Origin of the sequence: Comamonas suwonensis, from assembly GCF_012844455.2 — a bacterium.
Lineage (GTDB): Bacteria > Pseudomonadota > Gammaproteobacteria > Burkholderiales > Burkholderiaceae_C > Comamonas > Comamonas suwonensis.
Genome location: NZ_JABBCQ020000018.1, coordinates 26,989 through 41,879, shown reverse-complemented (window position 1 = coordinate 41,879; position 14,891 = coordinate 26,989). Strand labels below are relative to the sequence as shown.

At 58.0% G+C, this 14,891-nt stretch carries 13 protein-coding genes, 3 tRNA genes and 2 riboswitches; of the genes, 11 read left to right on the top strand and 5 right to left on the bottom strand.

Annotation, left to right across the window (positions count from 1 at the left end):
- The first annotated feature begins 2 nt into the window (after nucleotides 1-2).
- The 3 genes from HF327_RS18055 (at nucleotide 3) to HF327_RS18045 (ending at nucleotide 2,234) form a co-directional block, all read left to right on the top strand.
- A complete protein-coding gene (locus HF327_RS18055; protein ID WP_198461713.1) occupies nucleotides 3-1,901 on the top strand; it encodes a SurA N-terminal domain-containing protein in 1,899 nt (632 codons plus the stop codon).
- Nucleotides 1,902-1,965: 64 nt separating this feature from the next.
- Nucleotides 1,966-2,041: transfer RNA gene (locus HF327_RS18050), tRNA-His, on the top strand.
- A gap of 117 nt (nucleotides 2,042-2,158) precedes the next feature.
- A tRNA-His gene (locus HF327_RS18045) sits at nucleotides 2,159-2,234 on the top strand.
- A 626-nt stretch (nucleotides 2,235-2,860) separates the two neighbouring features.
- On the opposite strand, the gene HF327_RS18040 is transcribed toward HF327_RS18045, so the two are convergent.
- Entirely contained in the window at nucleotides 2,861-3,865 is a 1,005-nt protein-coding gene (locus HF327_RS18040) for a bile acid:sodium symporter family protein (RefSeq protein ID WP_198461712.1), read from the bottom strand.
- 118 nt (nucleotides 3,866-3,983) lie between these two features.
- Here HF327_RS18040 and HF327_RS18035 point away from each other — a divergent pair, with 118 nt between their 5' ends.
- Complete coding sequence (locus HF327_RS18035; protein ID WP_198461711.1) at nucleotides 3,984-4,919, top strand: LysR family transcriptional regulator; 936 nt, start codon at nucleotides 3,984-3,986, stop codon at nucleotides 4,917-4,919.
- 8 nt (nucleotides 4,920-4,927) lie between these two features.
- Here the strand turns inward: HF327_RS18035 and HF327_RS18030 are convergent, their stop codons facing one another.
- Nucleotides 4,928-5,242, bottom strand: coding sequence for a hypothetical protein (locus tag HF327_RS18030; RefSeq protein ID WP_198461710.1), 315 nt, complete (start codon nucleotides 5,240-5,242; stop codon nucleotides 4,928-4,930).
- A gap of 304 nt (nucleotides 5,243-5,546) precedes the next feature.
- On the opposite strand from HF327_RS18030, the gene HF327_RS18025 reads away from it, so the two are divergent.
- On the top strand, nucleotides 5,547-6,470 hold the full coding sequence (locus tag HF327_RS18025; RefSeq protein WP_198461709.1) for a substrate-binding domain-containing protein: 924 nt from the start codon (nucleotides 5,547-5,549) through the stop codon (nucleotides 6,468-6,470).
- On the opposite strand, the gene infA is transcribed toward HF327_RS18025, so the two are convergent.
- The 3 genes from infA to HF327_RS18010 all read right to left on the bottom strand — a co-directional run bounded on the left by infA (nucleotide 6,471) and on the right by HF327_RS18010 (nucleotide 7,444).
- The gene (gene infA / locus HF327_RS18020; RefSeq protein ID WP_099737386.1) at nucleotides 6,471-6,737 is read right to left on the bottom strand and encodes a translation initiation factor IF-1; all 267 of its coding nucleotides are present in this window, start codon (nucleotides 6,735-6,737) and stop codon (nucleotides 6,471-6,473) included. It abuts the gene before it with no gap.
- Nucleotides 6,738-6,759: 22 nt separating this feature from the next.
- Nucleotides 6,760-6,978 (bottom strand): hypothetical protein, encoded by a 219-nt coding sequence (locus HF327_RS18015; protein ID WP_099737385.1) that lies wholly within the window; start codon nucleotides 6,976-6,978, stop codon nucleotides 6,760-6,762.
- Between the two features lie 389 nt (nucleotides 6,979-7,367).
- A tRNA-Gln gene (locus tag HF327_RS18010) sits at nucleotides 7,368-7,444 on the bottom strand.
- Nucleotides 7,445-7,755: 311 nt separating this feature from the next.
- Nucleotides 7,756-8,004, top strand: a riboswitch (cobalamin riboswitch).
- Nucleotides 8,005-8,154: 150 nt separating this feature from the next.
- Here HF327_RS18010 and HF327_RS18005 point away from each other — a divergent pair.
- The 6 genes from HF327_RS18005 (at nucleotide 8,155) to HF327_RS17980 (ending at nucleotide 14,751) form a co-directional block, all read left to right on the top strand.
- On the top strand, nucleotides 8,155-10,305 hold the full coding sequence (locus tag HF327_RS18005) for a TonB-dependent receptor (protein ID WP_198461708.1): 2,151 nt from the start codon (nucleotides 8,155-8,157) through the stop codon (nucleotides 10,303-10,305).
- Nucleotides 10,306-10,444: 139 nt separating this feature from the next.
- Nucleotides 10,445-11,434, top strand: a complete 990-nt coding sequence (locus HF327_RS18000; RefSeq protein WP_236024271.1) for an ABC transporter substrate-binding protein — start codon at nucleotides 10,445-10,447, stop codon at nucleotides 11,432-11,434.
- Nucleotides 11,431-12,516 (top strand): FecCD family ABC transporter permease, encoded by a 1,086-nt coding sequence (locus tag HF327_RS17995; protein ID WP_198461706.1) that lies wholly within the window; start codon nucleotides 11,431-11,433, stop codon nucleotides 12,514-12,516. Before HF327_RS18000 ends, HF327_RS17995 begins: the two co-directional genes overlap by 4 nt.
- On the top strand, nucleotides 12,513-13,307 hold the full coding sequence (locus HF327_RS17990) for an ABC transporter ATP-binding protein (RefSeq protein ID WP_198461705.1): 795 nt from the start codon (nucleotides 12,513-12,515) through the stop codon (nucleotides 13,305-13,307). The genes HF327_RS17995 and HF327_RS17990 overlap by 4 nt, the downstream gene beginning before the upstream one ends.
- Nucleotides 13,304-14,134, top strand: coding sequence for a (2Fe-2S) ferredoxin domain-containing protein (locus HF327_RS17985; RefSeq protein WP_198461704.1), 831 nt, complete (start codon nucleotides 13,304-13,306; stop codon nucleotides 14,132-14,134). The genes HF327_RS17990 and HF327_RS17985 overlap by 4 nt, the downstream gene beginning before the upstream one ends.
- 42 nt (nucleotides 14,135-14,176) lie before the next feature.
- A riboswitch (cobalamin riboswitch) is annotated at nucleotides 14,177-14,390 on the top strand.
- A gap of 118 nt (nucleotides 14,391-14,508) precedes the next feature.
- Nucleotides 14,509-14,751: a hypothetical protein gene (locus HF327_RS17980; protein WP_198461703.1), complete on the top strand. Its 243-nt coding sequence runs from the start codon at nucleotides 14,509-14,511 to the stop codon at nucleotides 14,749-14,751.
- The last annotated feature ends 140 nt before the right edge of the window (nucleotides 14,752-14,891 follow it).

Here is a 14,891-nt window from a genome sequence, read left to right as displayed (position 1 = left end):
CCATGTTCGAATCCATCCGCAAGCATTCCAAGTTCATCATGATCTTGTTGTTCTTGCTGATTATTCCCTCTTTCATTTTTGTCGGGGTCAATCAGAACTACTTCACCGAATCCAGCCAGGCTGTGGCTCGTGTGGATGGTCATGACATTACCCAGCAAGATTGGGACAACGCTCACCGGGCTGAAAGTGATCGACTGCGTGCGCAGAATCCGACCATGGATGCCAAGTTGCTTGATTCGCCAGAGGCGCGCTATGCGACGCTGGAGAAACTGGTACGCGATCGCGTGCTGGCGGCTGCTGCCAACAAGATGCACTTGACCACACCGGATGCGCAATTGGTGCGTACCTTGCGTGAGATTCCTGCGATTGCCGCTTTGCAAAAGCCCGATGGCTCTCTCGATGCAGAAGCCTATAAGGCCTTGGTGGGATCGCAAGGCATGACCCCTGAAGGCTTTGAGGCGAACCTGCGCCGTGAACTGGCTCTCAACCAGGTGCTGGGCGGTGTGACGTCGACCAGCTTTACGACGAGTGCGCAGCTTCAGCAAGCGATGAATGCGCTGTATCAGCGTCGCGAAATTCAGGTTGCGAGCTTTGATGCTGCCGCCTATGCGAGCAAGGTGCAGCCTACCGAAGCTGAACTCAAGGCGTTCTACGACGCACACACAAGCCAGTTCAAGCAAGTAGAAGCAGCCACTGTGGAATACCTGCAGCTGGATCTGGCTGCAGTGCAGCAAGGCATTGTGCTCAGCGAAGACGATCTGCGCACCTATTACAAAGAAAATGCAGCGCGTCTGGCCGGCCCGGAAGAACGCCGAGCCAGCCACATCTTGATCAATGCCAGCAAGGATATGCCTGCTGCTGAGCGTGAAAAAGCCAAAGCCAAGGCTTCAGAATTGCTGGCCGAAGTGCGTAAAGATCCCAAGAGCTTTGCACAGCTTGCAAAGGCCAACTCGCAGGATCCTGGCTCGGCAGCCAATGGCGGTGATCTGGGCTACTTTGGTCGCGACGCGATGGTCAAGCCGTTTGAGGAAGCCGTTTTCAAGATGAAGGAAGGCGAAATCAGCGATGTGATTGAGTCTGATTTTGGCTTTCACATCATCAAGCTGACAGGCATCAAGCAACCCAAGGTGCCATCGTTTGAAGAAATGCGTCCCAAGCTGGAGGCAGATCTCACGCAGCAGCAGGCACAGCGCAAGTTTGCCGAAGCTGCTGAAGCCTTCACCAATGGTGTCTATGAGCAGTCTGACAGCCTCAAGCCTGTGGCTGAAAAATTCAAGCTGACCATTCACAAGGCAGAGAATGTGACGCGCGAGCCTGCGCCAGGTGCACAAGGACCCTTGGCAAACAAACGTTTCCTGGAGGCATTGTTCTCTGCTGACTCACTGGAAAACAAGCGCAATACTGATGCTGTAGAGCTGGCTCCAAGCACTCTGGTGGCCGGGCGTGTGCTGAGTTATTCCCCTGCGCATACCCAATCTATGGATGAAGTGGGTGAGAAGCTCAAGCAACTCTATGTGGTTCATCAGTCTGCAGAACTGGCTAAGCAGGATGCCAAGGCCAAGATGGCCGAGTGGAAGGCCAAGCCTGAAGCGGCTCAACTTCCTGCTGCAGTGGAAGTGGGTCGCGATCAGGCAAAGGACCTGCCCCGTGAAGTGCTGGATGCAGCGCTGCGCGCCCCAACCAATGCATTGCCTGCGTGGGAGGGTGTTGATTTGGGTAATGCTGGCTATGCCGTCATCAAGATCAATCGCATTGCCGAGCGCCCAGCCCAAGATGCTCAGGTGATCGAGCAGCAGAAGTCACAGTTCACACAGTGGGCTTCCATGGCGGAAGTCATGGCCTACTATGAACAGTTGAAAAAAGACTTCAAGGTTCAGATCAAGGTGCCGCGTCCGCAGTAAGGCAGATAAATCAGGTTTGAATTATTTCGGACCTGATTTCTGCATTACAATAGATGCTTCTACGGTGGCTGTAGCTCAGTTGGTAGAGTCCAGGATTGTGATTCCTGTTGTCGTGGGTTCGAGCCCCATCAGCCACCCCAGATTTTTTAAAGTGCACTTGCAAAGCAAAATGCTTTAGATCATTTAAACATCAGTGTTTATTGCTCTTAAATTTGATTTAAGAGTGCTAAAACTGGAGTAAAATAAAAACTTCTACGGTGGCTGTAGCTCAGTTGGTAGAGTCCAGGATTGTGATTCCTGTTGTCGTGGGTTCGAGCCCCATCAGCCACCCCAAATTTAAAACGCCCTGCAATTTTTTGCAGGGCGTTTTTGTTTGTGTATTTTCTTTGAAGTGATGCCTAAATTACCAGGGCGTTGAAGCGCTTGAGATGGCTGAGGAGCGTGATCTCTTAAAAATAGCTGCAGCGTACTGCCTGCCTTGATCGGTATTGAATATCGCAGGCCTGCCACAGCAGGCAATAACCTCTTGCATAAGATCCAGGAAAAACTGCAAAAATCCTTCCTCAGGGCGAGCTGGTCAACCCATGCTGTGCATGCCCTTCAAGTTCACGACATGGGCTACAGCGGTGGGGCTACGCCAATACATCGGTAGCCCGTGCCTGAAGTAGTTGTTTTTAATCAGCATTCGGGAAGAGGTGATTCATATTGCTGAGCCAGTTCGGCAATGTTGTACTCACCGCGCACCGTCTCCAATGCCACTTTGCATTTACTCAAAATCATAGTTATAACCCCGAGTGCCCAGCCTTCAGGTTGTTGTGACGGTAGCGATGAATGTGCAAGCGCAAGAGTGGCTGTACAAGCAGCATGCGCTGACGGCGTTTGCTTGAGGCAGTGCGTTCTCAACAAAAAAAGGGGCGCCACTAGCGCCCCTTTTTTGTCTGGATTACGTGTGCGGCACTTCAAGCGCCAATGGCTGTTTCCTCAGTGCTTTCTTCGGTGCTTTGCGGCCGCTGGGCATAGCGCTGGGCCAGCGCGGCACAGACCATCAGCTGGATCTGGTGGAAAAGCATCAGCGGCAGCACAATCGCGCCGACAGACGCGGCGGGGAATAGCACGTTCGCCATGGGGATGCCACTGACCATGCTCTTTTTGGAGCCGCAAAATACCAGCGTGATCTCATCTTCTTTGTTAAAGCCAAGGCGACGTGCACTCCAGGTCGTGACGACGAGCACAACGGCCAGCAAGATGCAGCACAGCACAGTCAGGCCGATGAGCGAAGGGATGGGAGTCTGCTTCCACAAGCCGCTAATGACGGCTGCACTGAATGCGGCGTAGACCACAAACAGAATCGAGCCCTGATCTACCAGCTTGATGACAGATGCGCGGTGCTGCAAAAAACCGCCAATCAAGGGGCGCAGCAAGTGGCCAACGACAAAGGGCAGTAGCAGCGTCATCGCAATCTTGCCAACGGCGTGCAATGCATCGCCGCCTTCGGCATTTTTATTGAGCAGCAAGCTGACCAGAATGGGCGTTACCAGAATGCCCAGCAAGGTCGAGGCCGAGGCACTGCAGACTGCCGCGGGCACATTGCCGCGCGCCATGGATGTGAAGGCAATGGCGGATTGCACCGTGGCGGGCAGGGTGCAGAGGAAGATGACGCCGATATACATCTCGGTAGTGACCAAAGGCGAGAGTAGCGGGCGCAGCGCCAGACCCAGAACCGGGAACATGACAAAGGTGGCGATGAAGATGCACAGATGCAGCCGCCAGTGCCCTATGCCCGCCAGAATCGCCTGGCGAGAAAGCTTGGCGCCGTGCAGAAAGAACAGCAGGCTGACAATGGCCGTGGTGGCCAGTTCTACATACTCGGCTATCTTGCCGGAGGCGGGTAAAAAGCTGGCGATGATGACGGTGACAATCAATGCCAGCGTGAAGTTATCGGGGATAAAGCGAGGGCGCGACATATTTCGAACTCTGACCATTCATGCAAAGCACCGATGGGGTGCGTGATGGCTGTGTATTGGATACGCAATCCATTCAAAAGAGAAATGGATTTATTCGATAGATCTATAATTTTTTGATATGAATGTAAGTCTGCGTCAATTGCGTGTTTTTGTGGCCGTGGCTGAAAGCAGCAGCTTCAGTCGTGCGGCGGATGCGCTGGCCCTGACGCAACCGGCGGTGAGTCGCAATGTCACGGATCTGGAGCAGGCTATGGGCCTGCAACTGCTGCACCGCACTACGCGCGAGGTGGAGTTGACTGAGGCGGGCCGTTTGCTGCTGGGCAGTGTTTCGCGTGTACTTGAAGATCTGGATGCCTGCTTGCAGGAAGTGCAGGGGCTGGCCACGCAGCGCAAGGGGCGGGTCAAAGTGGCCAGTAGTCCCACCTTGTCGGCCCATCTGCTGCCGCAGTGCATTGCGCGTGGCAAGCAGCAGATGCCGGACGTCAACATCCAATTGCTGGACCGTATTCAAAGCGATGTCTTGCTCAGCGTGCGCAGCGGCGAAGTGGATTTCGGCGTGGTGATTGACCCGTCAGAAAAGCAGGACCTGGATGCGCAGACCATTGTGGCTGAGCCTTTTTGTCTGGTCTGCCTCTCATCGCATCGGCTGGCGCGCAAGAAAGAGGTGCACTGGTCAGATCTGGCGGGTGAGTCGCTGGTGCTGCTCGACCATGCTTCTGGCAGCCGTCGCCTGATTGATGCTGCGCTGCAGGCGCATGGGGCCGTCGCCTCGGTGGTGCAGGATGTGGGGCATACAGCCACGATCTACAGCATGGTGCAGCAAGGGTTGGGTTTGAGCGTGGTGCCACGGCTGGCTATTCCTGTGGGCTGGGGCAAGCAGGCAGCGACATCGTCCAAATCAGCGGGTAGCGCCGTGCTGCTCAGCCGCCGGTTGGTACCCAAGGTCCAGCGCAGCATCATGCTGGTCAAGCGCCAGCAGCGCGAGCTATCACCCGTCGCGCACTTGGTCTGGGACCTAATTGCTGCCGAAGCGTTGAATCTGCTGGATGAATAAGAGCGCCTTCAGGGTCTGAGCACAATGCGCGAGTCAATCACCAGCCCCTGTGGCTGGGGTGTGACATATACGGGCTGGGGCGGTGCCATATAAACAGGGTGAGGCGCGTGGTGGTGGGAGCGGTTTTTGCACTTGCGCTTTTCCTTGTATTCGCCATTGCTCTTCCACTTGCGCTCCACCTTGCACTGACCATCCCAATACTCTTCTTTGTGTTCGCGCTTGTGATGGTGGTGATGCCGATGATCGTGCGCCTGGCTGGTGAGTGGCGTGGCGATCAGCGCAATGGGCAGGCAAATAGAGGCGAGGGCAAGGATTCGTTTCATGGAGAGTGGTGCAGCGCAGCAGGCAAGTCACGCCATGCACAGAGGTTCAAAATGCTGCGAGCTTAAGCCCAATGCGCCAAAGATGCTGTATCAATTCATGAGCAGCAATCGCAATACTCATCAAGGCTGCAGGGTAGTGGGTGACGAAGCTCTCAAAAATGTGAGCGGCTTGCGATTTCTATCATTGAATTCTTGAGTGCTTGATGCATTAAAAGAAGATGAAACCAGCGCAAGCAGCTATTTTGTTGATAGCGGATCTGGCGCTGCAAAGTGTTCAACAAATAGAAGTGAAGGAGACATTTTTATGCCCGGTACAACAATGGCTGACGTGACCAAGGTACTTGGCTGGCAGCCCGGGCGCCTGACGCAGTCGCGGCATGGAGAAGCGTCGCGCATGGTTGCGCTGATGTCTTCCATGCCGTACGCAGTCGCTGGTGGCCCGTCGCGTCTGGGCTTCATGATGGAGGTGGCATCTGTTGCTGCGGGCTGCGCGCTGGAGCAGGGCATGGCCATGGTGCTGGTGCCTCCGCTGGAGTCAGGTCAGCGTTCGCTGGACTTCATGAGTGTGGATGGCGTGCTGCTGATTGAGCCGGCGGCCAATGACAAGCTGCTCATGGATCTGACGGTACGTGGCTTGCCCGTCGTCTCCATTGGCAAGCCCGGAGGCCACGGCTTCAATACCGTTCCCTATGTAGATTTGCGCCCTGGCGATTCGGTGCAGCTATTGCTGGAGCACTTGCAGGCGCAAGGCGCACGGCAAATCGCCATGATTCTGGGGGCGGCCGAGCGTGACTCTTATGCGCAGGCGGAAGCGGCCTATCAGCGCATGGCCCATCTCATGAGGATGGAGTACAGGGTGCTGCGCGTGGATGATGCCCTGGGCGAAGCTGGCGGCCGCGATGCGGCCCGCCAACTGCTGGCGAGTTATCCGCAGATTGACGCATTACTGGTCTTGGTCGATGTGCTTGCCGTCGGTGTGATGCAGCATGTACATCAAATCGGCTTGAGAGTGCCTCATGACATCAAAATTGCCACCCGCTACGACGGAATGCGAGCGCGGACTTGCGAGCCCGCGCTGACAGCCGTGAATTTGCATCTGGATCAGGTCGCTCGTCTGGCGATTGACCTGCTGGCTGAGCACCTCAGGGGTGTCAGCGTCCGGCAGGTGGCGCAAGCCCCCATGCCGGAGTTGGTGGCCAGAGCCTCCACCAAATCGCTTGCTCGTTGATTAGCGCTTGCGCTGCTGACCTTGAGGCGCAGGGCCGCTGCCCGAACGCTCGATGTGACGGAAAGTCAGGCGACCTTTGTTCAGATCGTAGGGCGACATTTCCAGAGTGACCTTGTCACCGGCCAGCACGCGAATGCGGTGCTTGCGCATCTTGCCGCCGGAGTAGGCGATCAACTGGTGGCCGTTATCCAGCGTTACACGAAAACGGGCATCGGGCAACACTTCGTCGACTCTGCCTTGCATCTCAATCAATTCTTCTTTGGCCAAAACAATTCCTTTTTAGAAAGACTCAGTTCAACTGGTTTTCCAGCACCATGCAACGCCCTTCGGCGAGTGCATATTTGCTGGCCATATCCGGTGTATCAAACTGTCGAATGAAGCTGAAAATCCGGTCATATTCGCCACGGCGGATGGAAACCGCTGCAGCTACCTTGCCGGAGTGGGTGATGTTGGTGAGGGCAGTCACAATGTAGTTGCCGACACGCTCTGTAATTTGTTCTTTGTGCATATCGTGTCAGCGGTGGCGCAAACCCAGACATGGGCCATGCCATCCACTGAAAAAATGAAAAAGATCCTGCTTGAGTGAGCTTGGATCAAGTGAGCCAGCCGCTTGAGGGTGGCTTTGCTTCTTGCCGAAGAGAAACACTCAGGCTATACGGAGCCGAGCATGAGGCAACGTGAGATCTGCCGTTGATGCTGCATGAGGCAAGTTCCATGCAGCAAACCTGAGGATTATAAAGCATTGCCCCTTGATAGGCAAATTCCAAGGGTGTTGGGGCGATGGTGAGCGTTTGCCCTGAGGCGAGGCGTCGATTGGCCCTTGCATCGCAGAAACGCATACGGGCTGCGAAAGCAAAAAGCCTTGATTGCGTGAGCAATCAAGGCTTTTAGATGTTCTGGCAGGGGAAGAAGGACTCGAACCTTCGCATGCTGGAATCAAAATCCAGTGCCTTAACCAACTTGGCGACTCCCCTAGAAGATGCGTATTGTATAGCAATTTTGCTATGAATTTAGAAAATTCTGGCGATGAATGCCATCACTGCTCAATTCAGGCTTCTTCGAATGGGCAGAGTTGCTGATGAAATGAACGGAAGAAGGCGGCTGCTTTTGCCACTGCACCTTGAATGGGCGCTTAGATGCGTTCCACTTTTCCTACCGCTTGCTTGATGAAGCTGCTGATGCACAGGCGCTGAAAGCCAGCTCCTACATCGGGGCGTTGCTACGATATACTGCGCGGCGATTTGAAGAAGAATTTCCGACGTATTGAATGCGTTCGGTGCTCCCGCTTCAATTTCATGTTACAGGTGCTCGGGCTAAGTCCCGGGTTAAACGGGAACAGGGTGTAAAGCCCTGGCTGCCCCCGCAACGGTAAGCAGATCAAACCGACTCACGGCTTTTGCAGCGCAAGAGCCAGTCACTGATGTTTTACGTGGCCTCTTCTCTTATATGAGGCGCGCGGAAACATCGGGAAGGCGAGTCGGCAGGCACCAAGCCATCTGCCAGCCCGGATACCGGCCTGTAAAGCGCTGCGCGTTGCCGGGTCCAACCCTGCTGCCAGCATTTGCAACGACCGTCTGCGGGGAGCAGCGTGACGGCAACAAGCCTGCGGCAGGTTCGTTCAACGCGAGCCCATGCCCTTGGCATGATCTCGTCACCAGCAGGCGGTCAGCATCGACTGACACGAATGAATCACCTCACCTTGCCTGCCGCACTGATCGGCCTGGTCCCCGCTGCACTGGCCCTGGCCGCAGAACCCGTGGCCCAGCCCACGCAAGCTTCAGCCACCCGTGCTGCTAGCGTTGCACCTGCGGCGCAACTTCCAACCGTTCAAGTCATTGACACTGCCGAAGGAGGCCAGGGCCTTTCGTTGCCCACGGTCTCTGGCAGCCGCACCGGCATTGCCACGCTTGATTTGCCAGCCAGTCTGGATCATGTGAATGAACAGACCTGGCAGGAGCGCGGCGACAGCCGCATGGCCGACATCATTGGCCGCACCGTGGGCATGACGCCCCTGTCTGCGACCAGCTACAGCAGCCTGTCCTTTAGCACGCGCGGCTTCACGGGCACCAACTCCGTGGGCATTGCTGAAGACGGTGTGCGCCTGGGTGTCGCGTCTTCCACCACGCCTTACCCTGCCAATAGCTGGGGCTATGAGCGTGTGGAAGTGCTGCGCGGCCCGGCCTCCATCGTTTATGGCTCTGGAACTGTGGGGGCCACCGCCAATGTGGTGCGCAAGCAGCCCACGCGCGAGACGGTTCGCGACGTGCTGGTCGGTGCCGGCTCGCATGGTTCGGCCAAACTGGGACTGGGCATGGGCGGCGCGCTCAGCGACACCCTGAGCTACCGGGTTGACGCTTACGGCCACTACACCAACGGCGAGCACGACATGAGCCGCGCCAGCGGCAGCAAACTGATGAGCACGCTGCGCTGGCAGCCCACGGCCGCGCTGCGCATGGAGCTGCTGGCAGATATCAGTGATGAAAAGCCCACGCGCTACTTTGGCACGCCCACCGTCAATGGAGCCATCGTGCCCGAGTTGCTGGGCCGCAACTTCAACACCTCTGACAGCGATATCCGCATCAAGGACAAGCGCGTGCGCGCCCGCGCCCAGTACCAAGTCAACGACTGGCTGAGCGTGAGCAACGAGCTCTACCACTTCAAGGCTGACCGTTACTGGCGCAATATCGAAGCCTATAGCTACAACCCCAGCAAGCAGCAAGTCACGTTGGGGGATTATCTGGAGCTGGCCCATGATCTGGAGCAGACCGGCAACCGCCTGGAGACCACCCTGCAGGCCGGCGCACACAAGCTGGTCGCGGGCTGGGAGGTGAGTCGCGCCCGGTTCAACTTTGCGCGCAACGACTACGCCGGCAGCACGATCATTGGTGTGAGTGAGTCCTCGCTGAGCTACTGGCCCAATACCTCAGACATGCTGCCCAACTATCGCACGCAGGCCACCACGCATGACTTCTATGTCGAGGACGCCTGGACGCTCAGCGACAAATGGCTGTTGTTGGCCGGCATTCGCCGCGATCTGACGGACTTTGACCGCAAGGATCTGGTCGGCAGCGGCACGTTTGACAAAAGCCTGGGTGGCACCGCCTGGCGCCTGGGCCTGACGCACAAGCTCAACGCACAGACCAGCCTGTATGGCCAGGTCTCGCAAGGCCATGACCCGGTCACCAACATCCTGACCCTGAACCTCGCCAATCGGGATTTCAAGCTGACCACGGCGCGCCAGATCGAAATCGGCCTGAAGCAGCAGTTCGCCCAGGGCCAGGGCGAATGGACGGCTGCCGCCTATCGCATCGAGAAAAAAGACATCATCACCCGCGACCCGAACAACGCCCTGCTGTCTGTGCAAGGCGGCAAGCAGCATTCCCAGGGACTGGAGCTGAGTGCGGTGATGCGCCTCTCGCCCAGCTGGCGCGTGGAAGGCAACTACGCCTTTGTCGATGCCAAATACGACCAGTTGATCGAGGCCGGCGGTGCCGACCGATCGGGCAATCGCCCCAGCAATGTGGCGCGCAACACCGCCAATCTGTGGGCCCACTACACCATGCATAGCAGCATCGGTCGCTGGCAGGCATCGCTGGGCGCGCGCGCCGTGGGCAGCCGCTTTGCCGACAACGCCAACACCGCTCTCAGCGGCGGCTACACCGTCTGGGATGCCGCTTTGAGCTGGCGCCCTCAGGCACGCAGCACCTACCGCCTGTCTGTGCGCAATCTCACCGACAAGCTCTACACCTACTCGGCAGTCTCCAGTGCCAGGGCGGCTCAGGCCTATCCGGGTGAAGGTCGCCGAGTGGATCTGACGGCAGAGTTCGCGTTCTAAAACGCGTTCTTCAGAAGTTTAAAAACAGTAGCGACTAGCGTATGTATTTACTTGAATTCAGACATAAAATGCCATGAAATCCAATAGATATATGCGCAAGCAGCTCCTGGTTTCTTGCTGCCTGAAGCGTTCTGCTCTCATGACGATGGCCAGTCTGGCGCTGGCTTTGACGCTTTCCGCCTGCTCCGACCATCGCACCGAAGACACCTCGGTTATGCCAGGCAAGGCGGCACGTGCGCCGCTCTCCATCGAGGTCTGCGGTCGGCCCGTGGTCTACGACAAGGTGCCGCAGCGCGCCGTGGTTCACGGCATCAATCTGCTGGAGATGTTTCTGGCACTCGGCCTGCAGGATCGACTCGTTGGCTACGGTGGTTTGCGCGATATCCAGCGCCTGCCCAAAGCCATGCAGCCGCTGCTGGCCCAAGTGCCAGACCTGTCCAGCCAGGGCATGAACCTTGAGACCTTGCTTAATGCCGAGCCCGATTTTGTCTTCAGCGGCTGGTCCTACGGCTTCAGGCAAGGCCAGATCACGCCCGCCAGCTTGCAAGAGCTGGGTATTGCCAGCTATGTGCTCAGCGAATCCTGCATCCGCCAGGTTGCACGAGAGCGCGTGTCACTGGAGGACACATTCAGCGACCTGCTTAATCTGGGTCGTATTTTTGATATCGAAGCGAGGGCCGGAGCCTTGGTCAGAGGCCAGCGCGCCGAGCTGCAGCGCATCACCGATGCGCTCAAAGACCAGGTGGATAAACCCAGGGTGTTTGTGTTTGACAGCGGCACTGATATTCCCGTGACCACGGGCCGCTACGCCATGCCGCATGCCATGATCGAAGCGGCGGGGGGCAGCAATATTTTTGACGATCTGAACAGCAGCTGGATGCGTGGCAACTGGGAAGATGTGATTGCGCGCGACCCGGACTGGATTGTCATCGTCGACAACGACAGGCCCACTGCTGACGGCAAGCGCCAGTTTCTTTTAGCCAAGCCTGAACTGTCTCAGCTAAAAGCCATCCGCGAGCAGAAATTCGTGCTGATGGACTTCTCCGAGGCCACGCCTGGCCCGCGCAATGTGGAAGCCACGCGCAGGCTGGCACACGCCTTGCACCCCGCGCACATTCCACGGCCATGAGCACATCCTCCACCTTGGCCTTTGCACTGCAGCGCCGCCGTCTGTCGCTGTGGCTGGCGGCCCTGCTGGCCTTGCTGCTGGTGTCGCTCACCTTGGCCATTACGCTGGGACCCGTGCGTATTTCGTCGCAACAGGCCTGGTTGATCACGGCGCATGAGATCGGCGTGCGCCTGGGGCTGGATTTGCAGCCTGGCGACTGGACATCGGCCCAATTTCAAATCGTCTGGCGTGTGCGCATGCCGCGTGTGCTGCTTGCGGCCCTCGTCGGCGCGGGCCTGGCACTGGTGGGAGTTGCTATGCAGGCCATGGTGCGCAACCCGCTGGCCGATCCGTATTTGCTGGGCGTGTCGTCTGGCGCATCGGTGGGTGCGGTCAGCGTGATTGCATTTGGTTCTCTGGCGTTTGCGGGCGAGCTGGCCCTGCCGCTGGGCGCATTTGGTGGCGCGTTGGCCGCCTGCATGGCTGTGTATTTTCTGGCCTATGCCAATGGGCGCTTGCAGGCCTCGCGCCTGATTCTGGGTGGTGTGGCGATTGCCTATTGCCTGGGCGGTATCACCAGCCTCATCGTGCTCACCGCAGATCAGCGCGAGCTGGCCAACTCGGTGCTGACCTGGACGCTGGGCAGTCTGGCCGGCACGCGCTGGGATGAGCTGGGCCTGCCGGCAGCACTGCTGGTGATCGGCGCTGCTTTGCTGCTGACGCAGGCACGCTCGCTCAACGCCTTGCTGTCGGGCGAGGAGAGTGCTGCAACGCTGGGGGTGGACACCACGCGCACAAGGCGCTGGCTGTTTGTGCTGGTCTCGCTGGTCACCGGCGTGCTCGTGGCCTTGACCGGACCGATCGGCTTTGTGGGCCTGATCGTGCCCCATGTCACGCGCATGCTGGTGGGTGCCGAGCACCGCAGCGTGCTGCCTGTGGCTGCGCTGACAGGTGCCATTTTTCTGGTCTGGGTAGACGTGTTTTCGCGCATCACCTTTGCCCCGGCGGAGGTGCCAGTGGGCGTCATCACCTCGCTGCTGGGCGGCCCCTTCTTTGTCTGGATGCTGTGCCGCAAGAACGCTCGCGAAAGGTTGGTGGCATGAGCGAGACCTTGCCAAGCGCACATCTGCAGGCCAGTCACTTATGCTGGCAGGCCGCTGCAGCCCACATCTTGCGCGACGTCAGCCTGCATGTGGCACAAGGCGAGTTGGTCGGCCTGCTAGGCCCCAACGGCAGCGGAAAATCCACGCTGCTGCGCATGATTTACCGCATCCTCAAGCCCGCCAGTGGCAGCGTGGAAGTGAGTGGTAGCGATGTCTGGCGCAGCAGTGCCCGCGACAACGCCCGTGCCATGGCCGTACTGGCGCAGGAAAATACCAGTGAGTTCGAGTTACTGGTGCGCGATGTAGTGCTGATGGGTCGCACCCCCCACCAGTCGCCTTTTGCCCGCGATAGCGCGGAGGACTTTCATATCGTCGCACAGGCGCTGGAACGGGTGGACGCGAAATACCTGTCCGAGCGAATGTTTTCCACCCTTTCCGGTGGCGAAAAGCAGCGTGTGCTCATGGCCCGCGCGCTGGCCCAGCAGGCACCGCTGCTGGTGCTGGATGAGCCCACCAACCATCTCGATGTTCGCCACCAGTTCGAGCTGATGAACCTGATCCGCAGCCTGGGCTTGACGGCATTGGCGGCACTGCACGAGCTGCCCCTGGCCGCGCATTACTGCGATCGTCTGTACCTGCTCAAAGACGGTGTGCTCGTTGCAGAGGGCACGCCCTCCGAGGTGCTGACACCCGAAATCATTGCCGATGTCTACGGCGTGCGCGCCCTGGTGCGCCCCAGTCCGCGCAGCGGCAAGCCACTGATTGAATTTATGCCGGACGAGTTGTTATGACGTCACTGACTCAAGGCTCCACCACCAGCGATGCCCCCACGGCCATCATTCTTCTGAGCCGTGGCGCAGCCTATGCCAACGGAGCCACTGAGCTGACTGCGCTGGCAGATCGCCTGCATGCCGCGCTGACGGTGCAAGGCAGAGCGCCCTTGCTGGTGCAGCCTGCCTTTGTGGACCGGTCTCAACCCGCTTTGCCCCAAGCACTTGATCTGTGTGCCAAAGCGCAGACCATCATCATCGTGCCGGTGATGGTGCCCGACGAGCCTTCGCTACGCCGCTGGCTGCACAAGCTCATCATGCGCTGGCGGGCTCATCCAATGCAGAGCATGGAAGGCGCGCATTGCCCACGCCTTGTCTTTGCCGAGCCACTGCTGCAAACACCGTATCTGGCCGATGTGCTGGCGCGTACCGTGGAAGACGCCTTGACTCAGCCCGATGTGCCTGCCGTTGTTGATGATGACCGCTGGGAGCACGACCCTGCGGGCTGGTCTGCTGTGCCCGAGCATCAGCACCATGTGCTGTGGTGTGTGGGGCCGCGTTGTGCAGCCAAGGGCTCGGTTCAACTCTGGCCACAACTTGTCAAAACGATACGTGATACGCCCGGTCTTAAAAATAGCGTCATGCCGCTGCAAACCAGCTGCCAGTTTCCATGCAACCATGGCCCGCTGATGATTGTCTACCCCGCTGGTGCGTGGTACGGGCCGCTTGCTGAAGCGGATATTGAGCGGGTGTTAACCCAGCATGTGCGGCAAGGCCAGGTCAATGAACACTTGTGTGTCCATGGGCCTGCAAGCGTAACGGGCGTGCAGCAAAAATCTGACGCGTAACACTGCTTCGCCTTGCCCGGTACTGTGTGAGTACGCTTCTATAATCCGAGTACGCGATCAGGAGACTTGGCCTTTCAGTAGGCCAGTTGAAACGGGAAGTCCGGTGCAGTGAAGCTTGCTCTTCATGATTCCGGCGCAGCCCCCGCTGCTGTAAGCCTGACAGTCACATCGAAATACCACTGGTTTGACAAACCGGGAAGGTGATGTGAGCTGGATGACGGCGAGCCAGAATACCGACCTGTTCGTTCTCGGTCTTGTTCCACGGGGCGTGGTGTTCGCGGGCGAAGCTATGTGTACTCTGATGCACGTCATGGTTTCCCTGGCTGTCGTTCGCTCCTCGGAATGGGTTTTATCGCCTTTAGCTCGGGGAGAGCATGGACGAACAGTTCATTCAAGCGCATGCGCAATGCATGACGCATCCAAACAAGCCAGCCAGCAAACCGCCTGCAGACAACCTGTCTGCACAGCGCTGCGAGGCGTCCATTTTCAATGGCGTCTGGGCAAAGCCCATACCACTGCGTTTTCTGCGAAATCTGTGGCGAGCCTCTGCGGCTGCTGACGATCACTCCGTGACTTCGGCACGCATGGCCAGCACAGCACTCACCCATACCTATTAGTGCAAGTCATCAAGGGCTTTGCGGTAGAGCTGTGCGCCTTTGACGACAAGCAGCGGTGGTTCCTCAAAGGCGAGTGAGCCTGAGTGAGTCACATGCACTGCAAACCGGTACTGCCGCAGCGACAACGAGCAAGAACCAGC

Excerpts from the sequence above, each read along its gene's own strand:
- HF327_RS18055 (WP_198461713.1), top strand. The coding sequence starts at position 3 with ATGTTCGAATCCATCCGCAAGCATTCCAAGTTCATCATGATCTTGTTG.
- HF327_RS18040 (WP_198461712.1), bottom strand. The coding sequence starts at position 3,865 with ATGTCGCGCCCTCGCTTTATCCCCGATAACTTCACGCTGGCATTGATT.
- HF327_RS18035 (WP_198461711.1), top strand. The coding sequence starts at position 3,984 with ATGAATGTAAGTCTGCGTCAATTGCGTGTTTTTGTGGCCGTGGCTGAA.
- HF327_RS18030 (WP_198461710.1), bottom strand. The coding sequence starts at position 5,242 with ATGAAACGAATCCTTGCCCTCGCCTCTATTTGCCTGCCCATTGCGCTG.
- HF327_RS18025 (WP_198461709.1), top strand. The coding sequence starts at position 5,547 with ATGCCCGGTACAACAATGGCTGACGTGACCAAGGTACTTGGCTGGCAG.
- HF327_RS18015 (WP_099737385.1), bottom strand. The coding sequence starts at position 6,978 with ATGCACAAAGAACAAATTACAGAGCGTGTCGGCAACTACATTGTGACT.
- HF327_RS18005 (WP_198461708.1), top strand. The coding sequence starts at position 8,155 with ATGAATCACCTCACCTTGCCTGCCGCACTGATCGGCCTGGTCCCCGCT.
- HF327_RS18000 (WP_236024271.1), top strand. The coding sequence starts at position 10,445 with ATGACGATGGCCAGTCTGGCGCTGGCTTTGACGCTTTCCGCCTGCTCC.
- HF327_RS17995 (WP_198461706.1), top strand. The coding sequence starts at position 11,431 with ATGAGCACATCCTCCACCTTGGCCTTTGCACTGCAGCGCCGCCGTCTG.
- HF327_RS17990 (WP_198461705.1), top strand. The coding sequence starts at position 12,513 with ATGAGCGAGACCTTGCCAAGCGCACATCTGCAGGCCAGTCACTTATGC.
- HF327_RS17985 (WP_198461704.1), top strand. The coding sequence starts at position 13,304 with ATGACGTCACTGACTCAAGGCTCCACCACCAGCGATGCCCCCACGGCC.
- HF327_RS17980 (WP_198461703.1), top strand. The coding sequence starts at position 14,509 with ATGGACGAACAGTTCATTCAAGCGCATGCGCAATGCATGACGCATCCA.